9 protein-coding genes are annotated in these 13443 nt (G+C 64.5%); 3 read left to right on the top strand and 6 right to left on the bottom strand.

Annotation, left to right across the window (positions count from 1 at the left end; all coding sequences use genetic code 11):
• Positions 1-24: 24 nt before the first annotated feature.
• The 5 genes from DXT59_RS26990 to DXT59_RS26970 all read right to left on the bottom strand — a co-directional run bounded on the left by DXT59_RS26990 (position 25) and on the right by DXT59_RS26970 (position 5912).
• Complete coding sequence (locus DXT59_RS26990) at positions 25-1227, bottom strand: enoyl-CoA hydratase/isomerase family protein (RefSeq protein WP_116141045.1); 1203 nt, start codon at positions 1225-1227, stop codon at positions 25-27.
• 53 nt (positions 1228-1280) lie between these two features.
• Positions 1281-2177: a 3-hydroxyisobutyrate dehydrogenase gene (gene mmsB / locus DXT59_RS26985; protein ID WP_116141043.1), complete on the bottom strand. Its 897-nt coding sequence runs from the start codon at positions 2175-2177 to the stop codon at positions 1281-1283.
• A gap of 36 nt (positions 2178-2213) precedes the next feature.
• Entirely contained in the window at positions 2214-3734 is a 1521-nt protein-coding gene (locus tag DXT59_RS26980) for a CoA-acylating methylmalonate-semialdehyde dehydrogenase (protein WP_116141041.1), read from the bottom strand.
• Positions 3735-3760: 26 nt separating this feature from the next.
• Complete coding sequence (locus tag DXT59_RS26975) at positions 3761-5485, bottom strand: AMP-binding protein (protein WP_116141039.1); 1725 nt, start codon at positions 5483-5485, stop codon at positions 3761-3763.
• A 178-nt stretch (positions 5486-5663) separates the two neighbouring features.
• Positions 5664-5912, bottom strand: a complete 249-nt coding sequence (locus tag DXT59_RS26970; protein WP_116141179.1) for a hypothetical protein — start codon at positions 5910-5912, stop codon at positions 5664-5666.
• Positions 5913-6142: 230 nt separating this feature from the next.
• Here DXT59_RS26970 and DXT59_RS26965 point away from each other — a divergent pair, with 230 nt between their 5' ends.
• The gene (locus DXT59_RS26965; protein ID WP_240324700.1) at positions 6143-8635 is read left to right on the top strand and encodes a two-partner secretion domain-containing protein; all 2493 of its coding nucleotides are present in this window, start codon (positions 6143-6145) and stop codon (positions 8633-8635) included.
• An 85-nt stretch (positions 8636-8720) separates the two neighbouring features.
• On the opposite strand, the gene DXT59_RS26960 is transcribed toward DXT59_RS26965, so the two are convergent.
• Positions 8721-9854 (bottom strand): acyl-CoA dehydrogenase family protein, encoded by a 1134-nt coding sequence (locus tag DXT59_RS26960; RefSeq protein ID WP_116141035.1) that lies wholly within the window; start codon positions 9852-9854, stop codon positions 8721-8723.
• A 277-nt stretch (positions 9855-10131) separates the two neighbouring features.
• On the opposite strand from DXT59_RS26960, the gene DXT59_RS26955 reads away from it, so the two are divergent.
• On the top strand, positions 10132-11151 hold the full coding sequence (locus DXT59_RS26955; RefSeq protein ID WP_116141033.1) for an AraC family transcriptional regulator: 1020 nt from the start codon (positions 10132-10134) through the stop codon (positions 11149-11151).
• A gap of 133 nt (positions 11152-11284) precedes the next feature.
• The gene (locus tag DXT59_RS26950; RefSeq protein ID WP_116141031.1) at positions 11285-13435 is read left to right on the top strand and encodes a sensor histidine kinase; all 2151 of its coding nucleotides are present in this window, start codon (positions 11285-11287) and stop codon (positions 13433-13435) included.
• Positions 13436-13443: the final 8 nt, after the last annotated feature.

Raw genomic sequence — 13443 nt, 5'->3', positions numbered from 1 at the left:
TTGACGACGACGTGGGTTAGCCGCCTACGACGGCAGTCGCGAGGCGCGCTGCTCCGGCAGGGCGCCGAGTTCGGCGAGCGGATGCCGGGCGCTGGGCCACGGCGAGCGCAAAAAGTGCGCGATCCGCTCTTGCCGCACTTCGGCCAGCGAGCCCGGTTGCCAGCGCGGACTGCGGTCCTTGTCGATCAGGTGCGAGCGCACGCCCTCGCGGAAATCGCCTTCCTCGATCGCGCGCGAGACGATCCCGAGTTCCATCCGGTAGGCGTCGGCCAGTGTGATGCGCCGTCCGCGCAGGATCGCTTCGCGCGTGACGTGGAGCATCGTCGGCGAATAGCCGTGCAGCGCATCGAGCGCCGTCTGTAGCCACGCGCGCATTTCGGCGGGCGGGTTCGAGATCAGCGTGGCCGCCAGCGAGGCGGCCATTTCGTCGACGGTCAAGCGGGCCGCGAAGTGCTTTTCGATCCCGCGCAGCACCCCTTCGATCGGCGCGGGCGGCAGCGGCGCGGCGGGCGGCACGAAGGCCTCGCGCAGACGCGCGCCGACCTCGCCGGCGGGCAAGGCGGCCAGACGCGCCTCGAATCCTTGCAGCCATTCGCTTTGGACGCAAACGTCGGCCAAGCCGCAGCGCACCGCGTCGGCGCCCGTCAGTACGGCGCCGGTCAACGCCACGTAAAGCGCGAGTTCCGTTGGCATGACGCTCAGAAAGCGCGTGGCGCCGACATCGGGGACAAAGCCGATCCGCGTTTCGGGCATGGCGATTTTGCTGCGCTCGGTCGCCACGCGCAGCGACGCGGCCTGCGCAAGGCCCATGCCGCCGCCCATCGTGATGCCGTCGGCGAGCGCGACGATCGGCTTGGGAAACGCGTGCAGCGCGAAGTCGAGCCGGTATTCGTCGACGAAAAACTGCCGCCAGCCGTCATCGCCTTCGGCGCGGCCGGCGTTCGCGGCGTGATAGAGCGCGCGCACGTCGCCGCCCGCGCAAAAACCTTTCTCGCCGCTGCCGCGCAGAACCAAGGCGACGATCGCGTCGTCGTCGCGATAACGCGCGACGGCTTCGGCGAGTTCGCGCACCATCGCATGCGAGAGCGCATTGAGCGCGTGCGGCCGATCGAGCGTGAGAATCGCGACGCCGTTCACGACGTGAGTCAGCACGCGTCCCTCGGCCGGCGGCGTGGCGCCCGGTACGCCGTCGCGGCCGGCATCCGAGAGTTCAACACGTGCGTTCATTCGTTGTCTCCATTCATGGTCGATACAGGACGGTAAGCGCGGCCGAGCCTCGTTCATTGCCGCGCCGCGCGGTGTTGATACAAAGAGATGATGGCGGAAAAATCCAACCCGCCTTGGCCGTTCGCGCTCATCGCTTGATAGAGCTGCTGCGCGAGCGCGCCGAGGAAGATCGGCTGCTTGGCGCCGCGAGCCGCTTCGGTGGCTAGCCCCAGGTCCTTGAGCATGAGATCCGCGCCGAAACCGCCCGTGTAGCCGCGCGATGCCGGTGCGGTTTCGACGATGCCCGGATACGGGTTGTAGGTATCCGAACTCCAGCAACGGCCCGTCGACGTATTGATGATGCCCGCCAATACTTTCGGATCGATGCCGAGCGCCGTGCCGAGCGACATCGCCTCGGCGACGCCCGTCATCGTGATGCCGAGTAGGAGATTGTTGCAGATTTTCGCGACCTGGCCCATGCCCGTGTCGCCGCATCGGACGATATTCTTGCCCATCGCGGCCAGCACGGGCTGAACGTGCGCGAATAGCGTCTCGCTCGCGCCGACCATGAACGTCAGCGTGCCGGCCGCCGCGCCGCCCGTGCCGCCCGAGACGGGCGCATCGACGAACGCGTTGCCGTGCGCGGCCGCGAGCTTGGCGAAAGCCTGCGCGCTTGCCGGGTCGATCGTGCTCGAATCGATGATCGTCACCCCGGGCGCGATGCCGGCCAGCACGCCGTGCTCGTCCGTCAACACGGCGCGCACGTGCGCGGCGGCGGGCAGCATCGTAATGACGAGTTCGGCATCGGCGGCCGCTTGTCGCGGCGAAGCGCACGCGGTCGCGCCCGCCTCGGCGAGGGCGCGCAGCGCCGGTTCGTTCAAGTCGAACGCTTGCAGTGCGTGGCCGTTTTTCAGCAGGTTGCGCGCCATCGGCGCACCCATGTTGCCCAGTCCGATGAATCCGATCTTCATGGCGAATGTCTCCGGTTGTCGTGCTCGGCTTGGGTATCAGCGCAGGTTGATCGTCGTGTTCACGCCCGTGCCGGGCGCATCGTCGAACCAGCGCGCCGTGACGGTCTTCGTCTGCGTATAGAACTGCACCACCTGTTTGCCGTACGGGCCCAGGTCGCCCAGTTTCGAGCCGCGCGATCCCGTGAAGCTGAAGATCGGGACCGGCACGGGGATCGGAATATTGATGCCGACTTGACCGACGTCGATCTCGCTCTGGAACTTGCGTGCCGCGGCGCCGCTTTGCGTGAATAGGCCGACGCCGTTGCCGAACGGATTGCGGTTGACGAGCGCGATCGCTTCGTCGAGCGTATCGACCGACAGCACGACGAGCACGGGACCGAAGATCTCGGTGCGGTAGATCGTCATCTCCGTCGTCACGTCGGAGAAGATCGTCGGACCGACGAAGTTGCCGTGCTCATAGCCAGGCACCCGCACGTCGCGGCCGTCGAGCAAGAGCGTCGCACCTTCCTCGACGCCCTTGGCGATGAGCGACACGACGCGTTCCTTGGCCGCTTTCGAAACGAGCGGGCCCACGTCGGTATTGGGCTCCGTGCCGGCGTTGACTTTGAGCGTCTTCGCGCGCCCGACGAGATCGGGCAGCCACTCGCGCGCCTCGCCCACGAGCACCACGGCCGAGGTGGCCATGCAACGCTGGCCCGCCGCGCCGAAGCCGGCGCCGGCCAGCGCATTGAGCGTTTGTTCGCGATTGGCGTCAGGCAATACGACGGCGTGATTCTTCGCCCCCATCATCGATTGCACGCGCTTGCCGTGTTCGCTCGCCAGCGTGTAGACATGGGTGCCGACCGCTGTCGAGCCGACGAACGACACCGCTTTCACATCCTCGTGCGTGCACAGCGCATCGACGACGTCCTTGCCGCCATGCACGACGTTCAATACGCCCCGCGGTATGCCGGCCTCGAGCGCGAGTTCGACGAGCGCCATCGTCGAGAGCGGGTCTTGTTCGGACGGTTTGAGCACGAAGGTGTTGCCGCAGACGATCGCCATCGGGAACATCCACAACGGGATCATGGCGGGGAAGTTGAACGGCGTGATGCCCGCGCAGACGCCGATCGGCTGGCGCAGCGTGTACGTATCGACGTTGGCGGCGACGTTCTCGGCGAATTCGCCCAGTTGCAGCGTGCCGATCGACGCGGCATGCTCGACGACTTCGAGCCCGCGGAAGATATCGCCTTCGGCGTCGGGCAGGGTCTTGCCTTGTTCGGCGGTCAGAATTTTCGCGATGCGCGGCATGTGCTCGCGGATCAGCGCCTGGTATTTGAGCATGATGCGGGCGCGTACGCCGATCGGCGTCGATTTCCATTGCGCGAACGCGGCCTGGGCGGCGCCCACCGCCGCATCGACTTCGTCGGGCGTCGCGAACGGAACGCGCGCCAAGACTTCCTGCGTGGCGGGATTGACGATATCGCGCCACTCGGTCGAAGCGGATTCGACGAATTCGCCGTTGATCAGCAGCTTGACGGACGGAACGTTCGTGCCCGCGGCGGAAGGGGTGCTCATCGATAGACTCCTGATCGGTTCGTAAATCAACGTAGTTCGGGGAAGTCCTCTTCCCAGTATTCGCCCGGCAGCCGCTCGGCCGCGTCGCCGCGCTCGATCTCGCGGCGGCGCAATTCGACACGCCGGATCTTGCCGGAAATCGTTTTCGGCAGCTCATAGGCTTCCAGTCGCCGAATGCGCTTGTACGGCGAGAGCCGCGCGCGGGAAAACGCGAAGATGCTTTTTGCAAGCTCGGGGCCGAACGTGTAGCCATGGCGCAGCATCACGTACGCCTTCGGAACGGCAAGACGGAGCGGGTCGGGGCTGGGGACGACCGCGGCCTCGGCCACGGCCTCGTGTTCGATCAACGCGCTCTCGAGTTCGAACGGGCTCAAACGATAGTCCGACGATTTGAAAACGTCGTCGGCACGGCCGATGTAGACGTAGTAGCCGTCGTCGCGGCGCATCGCCACGTCCGACGTGTGATAGCGGCCATTGCGCGTGACGTGCACGGTTGCCTCCGCGTTGTTCGCATAGCGCGTCATCAGCGGCAGCGGGCGCTGAGCACGGTCCGCATCATCCGGTTCGGAGCCGAGCAACACCGCGATTTCTCCTTCGTCGGCGCGCTCGCCGTCCGGATCGACGAGCATGATCCGGTAGCCCGGCAGCGGGCGGCCCATCGAGCCCGGCACCACGGGTTGCCCCGGCGAATTGCCGATCTGACACGTCGTTTCGGTTTGGCCGTAGCCGTCGCGGATCGTGATGCCCCAAGCCGTTTTGACGCGCTCGATGATCTCCGGATTGAGCGGTTCGCCGGCGCCGACGATTTCGCGTAGCGACACGCGGTGCGACGCGAGGGGCTCTTGCACGAGCATGCGCCAGACGGTGGGCGGGGCGCACAGCGTGGTGATGCCGTAACGCGTGAGCGTCTCGAGCACGGTCTTCGCATCGAACCGCGCGTAGTTGAGGACGAAGACGCAGGCTTGTGCATTCCATGGTGCGAAAAAGCAGCTCCAAGCGTGCTTGGCCCACCCGGGCGAGCTGATGTTCCAGTGGATGTCGCCCGGTTGGAGGCCGATCCAATACATGGTGGACAGATGGCCCGCCGGGTAGCTTTCGTGGGTATGCTCGACGAGCTTGGGCTTGGCGGTCGTGCCCGACGTGAAATAGAGCAGCAGGGGATCGCGCGCACGGGTGACGGCAAGCGGTTCGAAAGCCGGCGAGGCGCGATAGCCGTCTTCGAAGCGGTGCCAGCCCGCGGCTGGGACTTGCGCGCCGACGGCCAGCTTGACGAGCGGCGCCTCGATACCGTCGAACTTCGCACATTCGGCGGCATCGACGATCGCAAAGCGCGGTACGCCGATTTCGATGCGTTCGCGCAAGTCGTCCGCGGACAGTTGCGTGGTCGCCGGCATCAATATCGCGCCGAGTTTGATCGCGGCGAGCATCGCGTCCCATAGTTCGACCCGGTTCGGCAGCATCAGCAAAACGCGGTCGCCGCGGCCGACGCCGAGCTCGCGCAAATAATTCGCAATGCGCGCCGAGCACTCGGACATCTGAGCAAAGGAGCGCTTCGTTTCGAGCCCGCTGCTCCCATCGACGAGCCAAAGCGCGCAGGCGTCGTTGCCGCGTGCGATCTCATCGAAATAGTCGAGCGCCCAATTGAACTCGCCGAGTTCGGGCCATGAGAAGTGGCGATAGGCGTGGTCGTAGTCCGACCGATGGCGCAGCAGGAAATCGCGCGCGGCTAGAAAGCGCTGTGATGCGTTCATCGTTGTCTCCGATCGATGCGCCGGGCATGGCGGATCTTTGGCCGCTTATGCCGATATGTTACGCGTCGAAGTGTAGGCAGCGCGGCGGCCGCTTTCGATGCTCAAGCCGCTCACTTTGCGTGAGCGCATTTGCCACCTGTTAGGCGGACGTGGCGTTGACCGGGATGAGGGGCGGCGTTTAACTGAGTCCGAGCCCGCGTAAGACGGCGGTGCCGTCTTCGGTTAATTGAAACCGGGTAGCCCCCGATTCCAGTTCGACGGGCTCGACGAGCCCGGCCTCTTGCAGCATCGGGATTTCAGGTTTGGCGGAGAGATCGATGGGCGAGTGCAGCAACAGCAGCAGCGTGGCCAGCTCGTGATGGCTTAGGATGCGCCGCAGCATCGTGCGCGCCTTGCGCGGCGTGGCGAGTTCTTTTGAGTCATTCATCGGGCCGGCCTCCATCGCGTAGAGCTGGGGTCAAATATTGGGCATGGCGCCTTAAACCATCCTTAAGAGGTAATCCCTCGCGCAAGCGGTACCTGCTTCGATCGACCCTTCATTCCAGTCCACGATGGCGCGAACGACTGCGTTTATGGCGTGCGTAGCGGTAGATCATTTTCATCAGACAAATAGAATGAGCCGCATCCCACTCGTCGAGTGGAGGCCGAGTTCACCGCGTGGGTTCGAACATCTTCCAAAAAGATCCAGGGGTAACCGCGATGCTCGTCACCTCGAAAGTCGAACGATTTCGCCGCTTGCGTCGCGCGACGCTACCGGCACTCACACCGATCTTCCTCGCGCTATCGCTCGCTGTGCCGGGCATCGCTCGAGCCGCCGGGCCGTTGCCGAGCGGGGGGCAGTTCGTCGCCGGCACCGGTTCGATCACGGGTAATACCACTTCGCTGCAGATCAACCAAACATCCGGTCGCGGCATCATCGATTGGAATAGCTTTTCCATCGGCGGCGGTAACCACGTGACCATCAACAACGGCACGGGCGCGACGCTGAACCGCGTGACCGGTGGGAATCCCTCGTCGATTCTCGGTACGCTTTCGGCGACCGGCAGCGTCTATCTGATCAATCCGCAAGGCATCGTCGTCGGCCAAAGCGGCGTCGTCTCCACCGGCGGACGCTTCGTCGCTTCCTCATTGGATACCGACAACGCCGCGTTCATGAACGGCGGGGCACTGACGTTCTCGAGCCCCTTGGGGACCGCCGCCGGCACCGTCGTCAACCTCGGCAAAATTGCCTCGAGCGGCGCCGACGTATTCCTCATCGCCAGCAGCGAGATCGATAACGTCGGCAGCATCAGCGCGCCCAATGGAACCGTAGAGATTGCCGCGGGGCAACGGGTGCTGTTACAGGATTCCACCGAAGGCCGGCAAGTGTTCGTCCAAAACGGCAACAACGGTACGATCGTCAATCGCGGCGCCATCGAAGCGGCCCAGATCAACCTGCAAGCGGCCGACGGAAATATCTACGCGCTGGCCGGCAATCATTCCGTTCTACGCGCGACGGGCACTACCACGCGTGGCGGTCGCGTCTGGCTCGTCGCCGATACGGGCAGAGTCTGGCTCGACGGCACGGTGCAAGCGGACAATGCGGACGGCAGCGGCGGCACCGTCGATACCGACGCCGCCACGTTGCGGATCGCGGGCGGCCCGACCGTGACCGCAAGGCAATGGAATATCACCGTACCCGGCTTTACGATCGACGGCTTGGCGGCGCCGGTCTTCCAGCGCAATCTCGACGCGGGTACGTCCATCAACCTGCAGACCACCGGCGCGGGCGGCACGAGCGGCGACATCGACGTGGCCTCGACCATCGGCTGGACCGGCGCGGCGTCGCTCACGCTCAGCGCCTATCATTCGCTGACGATTGAAGCAGCCGCGAAGTTGAAGAATCAGGGCAGCGGCAATTTGGTGCTGCGCGCCGACTCACAAGCGATCGACAACGGCGGCAGCATCGTCGACAACGGGGCGTTGGATTGGTCGACGAGCCTAGGCATCGTGAGCCTGTTCCACGACATGAACGGTACCTATCATCCCGGCACCCTGCTCGCCAACCCATCGTGGACCGCGCCGACCTATAGTGGCCTGTTGACGCAAATTACCGGCTACGCGCTCGTCAATTCGTTGGCCGATTTGGAAAACGTCAATGCCGATCTGGCCGGCAACTATGCGCTCGGTAGGGACATCGATGCCAGTGCCACGGCCAATGGCTCATACGTTCAACTGGCCGCCAACGGCGCGTTCACGGGCCAATTCGACGGACGGGGCCATACGATCGCGGCATTGACGATGCAGGCAAACACCGGCAATGTGGCGCTGTTCGGAACGCTGGGCGCAGCCGCTATAGTGCGCGACCTGAACGTGAACGGCAACGCGTCGATCAACGCGGACATCACCACTTACAACGTCTACGGTGTCCCGGGGATATTGGCCGCCTACAACTACGGGAAGATAGTGCGCGTCGATACGTCCGGCACGATCAGTACGAATCCCATGCTCGATGCGGGCGATGAAGCGACGGAAGGCGGGCTCGTAGGCGTCAATCACGGAACGATCTTGCGTTCGTCGAGCAACGTTGTCGAATATGTGGGCGGAATGATAGGCGGCCTCGTTGGCGAGAACGACGGCCTGATTTCCCAATCGTTCGCGTCCGGGGCGATCAGTGCGACGGAGCACGTCGGCTCAGGCGGTCCATCTTCGATTGCTAGCCCCGGCGGGCTCGTGGGCACCAACAACGGAACGATTACGCAGTCGTATGCAACCGATACCGTATCGACGGCGTGTTGGTATACCGCATGCGCCGCCGCGGGGCTCGTGTACGCCAACAACGGCACGATTAGCCAATCGTTCGCGACCGGGGCGGTGACAGGCGGACAATCGGTCGATAACGAAGGCCTGCCGATCGGCCCGCAGAATTACGGCATCGCGGCCATCAATGATATCGGCTCGATCGCGAACGACGTGTACTGGAACAAAGATACGACCGGCACCGGCATCGGTGTGGGCTCCGGCACGGCGATTTCGGCCTCGAACGGCCTGACCACGGCCCAGATGTCCAATCCGGCGAGCTTCTCCGGCTGGAATTTCACGGACACCGGAGCGTGGTCGATGCCTGCCGGCTATAACCATCCGGTCCTGCGTTGGCAGCTCGAGCCCTGAGTTCAACGCATCGGCAAGCGCTTTATTCGGCGGTTGCCGATGCCTCATGTCGACGAAGCATAACGGGTGCGGCGGTACCGGGCGCCTACAGATGGCGCGCGATCACCATGCGCTGCACCTCGCTCGTCCCTTCGTAGATTTGCGTGATCCGTGCGTCGCGGTAATGGCGCTCGACGGGATAATCCGCCAGATAGCCATAGCCGCCGTGGATTTGGATCGCCTTCGAGCAGACGTCTTCGGCGACCTCCGAGGCGTATAGCTTGGCCTGCGAGGCCTCGGATAGACAAGGCATTCCCGCGCTGCGCAGCCGGGCGGCATGGTGCACGAGCAGCCGCGCGGCGTTCAGGCGCGTGGTCATGTCGGCGAGCATGTTCGCAATCGATTGATGCTCTTTGATGACTTTGCCGAATTGGACGCGCTCGCCAGCATAGGCCCGGGCGGCGTCGAACGCGGCTCGGGCAATGCCCACGGCCTGGGCGGCAATGCCGATGCGCCCGCCTTCCAGATTCGACAGCGCGATTTTCAGACCTTCTCCGCGCTCGCCCAGCAGGTTTTCCTCCGGCACGGCGCACGATTCGAGCGTGATCGGGCAGGTATCCGAGGCGCGAATCCCGAGCTTGTTCTCGGGCCGGCCGACGATGAAGCCGGGCGTATCGGTCGGCACGATGAAGGCGGACAATCCGCGCTTGCCGCGTTCGGGGTCCGTCACGGCGAACACGATGGCGACGCCGGCGCGTGAACCGTTCGTCACGAATTGCTTGCTGCCGTTGATGACCCAGCGCCCGTCTTCGAGGACGGCGCGCGTTTTCAAGTTGTTCGCTTCCGAACCGGCATGCGGCTCGGTGAGGCAAAACGCGCCGATCGTCTTGCCAAGCGCGAGATCGCCTAGCCAGCGTTCTTGCTGCGCCGCGGTACCGAACTTCAGGATCGGCCCGCAGCCGACCGAGTTATGCACGCTCATCATCGTCGCGCATGCCGCGCAGCCCGCCGCGATCTCCTCGAGCGCAAGCGCGTAGGCGATGTAATCGGTATAGGTGCCGCCCAACTCCGCGGGCACGATCATGCCGAGCAAGCCGAGTTCGCCCATCTGCCGGACGATATGCGCCGGCAAGGCGCCCTCGCGGTCCCACCGCGCCGCATGCGGCGCGAGGCATTCGGTCGCGAATTGCCGCGCGGTATCGCGGATCATTCGTTGTTCTTCGGTATAGAACTCATCCATGGCAGTGCGAACGTGCGAAGAGGTCGAAAACGAACCGGGCCGCGGCGGCCGGCGCCGTGACCGCGCCCGCTTGGCGCGGCGCCGGGCCGGCTTTACACTGTCGCGTTTCGCGCAGGGCTCGGCCACGGTGCATGGGCATGCTCGCCGGGCAACCGGCATACGCGTCGAAGTGTAGGCAGCCTACTCGCGGCTTTCGATGCTCAGGCCGCTCAATCGGCGTGAGCGGATTTGCCACGCGACCGGCCGGCACGTCTTGGGAGCGCGTTGGAAACGATTCATGGATAAAGAAAAAGGGACGATCGCCGTCAGTCTCGTCGAGGAAGCCGTCCGCTGCGTCCGGCGCCGCGGCGTCGATCCCTCGCCCATGCTCGAAGCGGCGGGTATCTCCCCGCAGCTCCTAGCTTCTCCGCAGGCGCGCGTTTCGTCGGCGCAGTATGGCGCGCTATGGAATGCGATCGGGCGTGGCCTCGACGACGAGTTCTTCGGTCAAGATTCCCACCCGATGCGCAGCGGCAGCTTCATCGCGATGTGCCAGGCCGCGCTGACGGCACGTGACGGGGCGCAAGCGCTCGCCCGCGCCACGGGATTCATGCGGCTCGTGCTCGACGACATGGCCATGCAACCCGATGTCACGAGCGAGCGCGTGCGCTTGGTCTATCGAGTGCGCGAAGGCGCGGGCGAAAAGGCGATGTTCGCTTACGCCACGCATTTCATCTTGGTCTATGGCCTCGTATGCTGGCTAGTCGGGCGCCGCATTCCGGTGCGCTGCGCCCGGTTCAGTTGCGCCGAACCTGCCGCGGGACACGAGTACCGCTCGATGTTTTGCGACGACCTTTTGTTCGGCCAGCGCGAATCGTTCGTCGACCTTGCTCCGGCGTTCTTGGCGTTGCCCGTCGTGCAAACGCCTAAGTCGTTGAAAACCTTTCTACGCAATGCCCCGGCAAGCTTCATCGTCAAGTACCGCAACCCCGATGCGCTCGCGGCCCGCGTGCGGCAGGCGCTGCGTGCGCGCCCGATAGCGGACTGGCCGGACGCCGAAGCCCTGGCCGAAGAATTGCGCATCGCGCAGGCGACGATGCGACGCAAGCTCAAGCGCGAGGGCGAAACGTACCAGTCGATCAAGGACGCGCTGCGCCGCGACATTGCGATTGCGGCTCTGCAAAGCGGGGACGGAACGATCGCCGACATCGCGGTTGCCGTCGGGTTCGCCGAACCGAGCGCGTTTCATCGAGCGTTTCGCAAATGGACCGGGGCTCGACCGACCGATTATCGTCCGGCGGGCACGGGCGGAAATTAGCGCCGGCCAAGACGAAATCGCCAGTCGGCGAGCCGGCACGCGATTGGCTGCGTTTTGGGTTTGCGATTCGTCTGCTGAATTTCCTACTATCCTGTAACGAAGCACCGAAAATGCACGTTCGAGGCGCGAGGAAATGAACAACGCTGTGAAACAGGCCGGGGAGAGGGCGTGGCGGTGGATGGGATGGGGCTGGCCTTTCATCGGCTTGCTGATGCTGGTGACGGCCGCGATCGGCGCCGCCGGCACCGTGACTCTGTATGACAGCGAAGTCCAGGTCGGACATTGGCGTGAGGTCTATCGGGACCTCGAAGAACTCCTATCGCTGGCTCGCGACGCGGAATCCGGGCAGCGCGGCTACGTCATCACGGGCCGCGACGAATACCTCCAACCGTATCTCGATGCCGACCCGAAGATCAGCGCGCAGCTCGATCGCGTACAAGCGCTCATCAAAGGCGATGCGTTTCAGGAGCAGCGGCTGGCTGAGCTCAGCGCCTTGCTCGGCGACAAGCGCCGCGAGTTGCGCTCGGTCATCGAAGTCAGGCGCGCGCAAGGGTTCGGGCCCGCGCAGGCGATCGTTTTAAACGATACGGGCAAGCGGTTCATGGACCGCGCGCGCGCGATCGTGTTCGACATGGAGCAAGCGGCGCAAGCGCGACTGGCGGTCCAGCGAGCAGCCGCGCGGCGCACGCGTGACCTGGCCGTCGTAGTGGGGCTCGCCTCGGGCGCCTTGACCGTGTTTCTCTGTTTGTCGTTCGGGTATTTCGCCCGGCGTATGTTCCGCGATGCGGCCGCCTCCGCGGATTCACTGTTCCAGCAGAAGGAATTGCTCGAGGTGACGCTATCGAGCATCGGCGACGGCGTCATCGCGACGGACGTGCACGGGCGAATCGCGTTTTTCAATCGTGTGGCGCAGGCGCTGACGGGCTGGTGTGCCGACGAGGTGATGAGACGCCCCGTCGACGAAATCGTGAGATTCGAGCGCGGCAGCGATAAAAGCCGTGCCGACAATCCCGGTATCGTCGCCATGCGCGAGCGCCGTACGGTCGATCATTCGAGCGGCATTTTGCTGATTGGACGCGATGGACACCGCACGCCCGTCAACGCCAACGGGGCTCCGACCTTCGACTCCGAGGGACGGCTCGTCGGATCGGTCCTGGTGTTGCACGACGTCACCGAACGGGAACGCGCCGAAGAGCGCTTTCGTGTGGCCGTGGAGGCGGCGCCCAATGCAATGATCATGGCCGATCACGAGGGCAAGATGACGCTCGTGAACACCCAAACCGAGCGGCTGTTCGGCTACACGCGCGCCGAGTTGCTCGGGCAGCCGATCGAGATACTCGTTCCCGAACGCTTCCGCAGTGGACATCTGGATTTTCGGGCGGCGTTCTACGCCAATCCGTCTGCACGGCCGATGGGCTCGGGGCGTGACCTCTTTGGGCTGCGCCGGGACGGCGCTGAATTTCCGATCGAGATCGGGTTGAATCCGATCGAAACGTCCGAGGGCACGTTCGTGCTCAGCTCCATCGCGGACATTACCGAGCGCAAGCGTGCCGAGCGGCAACTGCGCCAGCGCACCGAGGAACTCGCGCGTTCGAACCGCGATCTCGAGCAGTTCGCCTATGTGGCGTCGCACGATTTGCAAGAACCGCTGCGCGCGGTGGCCGGCCCGTTGCAACTTTTGCAGCGGCGCTACGAGGGCAAACTCGATGCGCGCGCCGACGAGTTCATCGGGCACGCGGTGGATGGCGCAACGCGCATGCAGACGCTCATCGACGATTTGCTGAGCTATTCGCGGGTAGGACGCTTGGAAGATCCGAAGCAGACCGTGGAGGTGGCGCACGCCCTCGAACTCGCGCTCAAAAACCTCGCGGTCGTCATTCAAGAAACGCAGGCGCAGGTGACGCACGATGCGCTCCCCACGGTGCAGGCGATCCCGACGCAGTTGACGCTGTTGTTCCAAAACCTGATCGGCAACGGCATCAAGTTCCGCAAAAAGGACCGTCCGGTGCGCATTCATATCGGCGCGCAGCCCGCCAGCGATGGATGGCAGATCTCGGTCGCGGATAACGGCATTGGCATCGCCGAGCAATATTTCGAGCGCATTTTCGTGATTTTCCAGCGGCTGCACACGCGCCGGGACTATCCCGGGACGGGACTGGGCCTCGCGTTGTGCAAGCGCATCGTCGAGCACCACGGCGGCCGTATTTGGCTCGAATCGAAGCCCGATGAGGGGACGACGTTCTTCTTCACGATGCCTCGCGCGGCGGGGACGGCGGCAGGTTAATGCATCGT

The sequence above is a fragment of the Trinickia diaoshuihuensis genome, from assembly GCF_003390925.1.
Taxonomy (GTDB): Bacteria; Pseudomonadota; Gammaproteobacteria; order Burkholderiales; family Burkholderiaceae; genus Trinickia; species Trinickia diaoshuihuensis.
This window is presented reverse-complemented; position numbering and strand designations above follow the sequence as displayed.

Bases quoted from the DNA above. Each gene is read 5' to 3' on its own strand.
- DXT59_RS26990 (WP_116141045.1), bottom strand. From the start codon at position 1,227: ATGAACGCACGTGTTGAACTCTCGGATGCCGGCCGCGACGGCGTACCG.
- mmsB (WP_116141043.1), bottom strand. From the start codon at position 2,177: ATGAAGATCGGATTCATCGGACTGGGCAACATGGGTGCGCCGATGGCG.
- DXT59_RS26980 (WP_116141041.1), bottom strand. From the start codon at position 3,734: ATGAGCACCCCTTCCGCCGCGGGCACGAACGTTCCGTCCGTCAAGCTG.
- DXT59_RS26975 (WP_116141039.1), bottom strand. From the start codon at position 5,485: ATGAACGCATCACAGCGCTTTCTAGCCGCGCGCGATTTCCTGCTGCGC.
- DXT59_RS26970 (WP_116141179.1), bottom strand. From the start codon at position 5,912: ATGAATGACTCAAAAGAACTCGCCACGCCGCGCAAGGCGCGCACGATG.
- DXT59_RS26960 (WP_116141035.1), bottom strand. From the start codon at position 9,854: ATGGATGAGTTCTATACCGAAGAACAACGAATGATCCGCGATACCGCG.
- DXT59_RS26955 (WP_116141033.1), top strand. From the start codon at position 10,132: ATGGATAAAGAAAAAGGGACGATCGCCGTCAGTCTCGTCGAGGAAGCC.
- DXT59_RS26950 (WP_116141031.1), top strand. From the start codon at position 11,285: ATGAACAACGCTGTGAAACAGGCCGGGGAGAGGGCGTGGCGGTGGATG.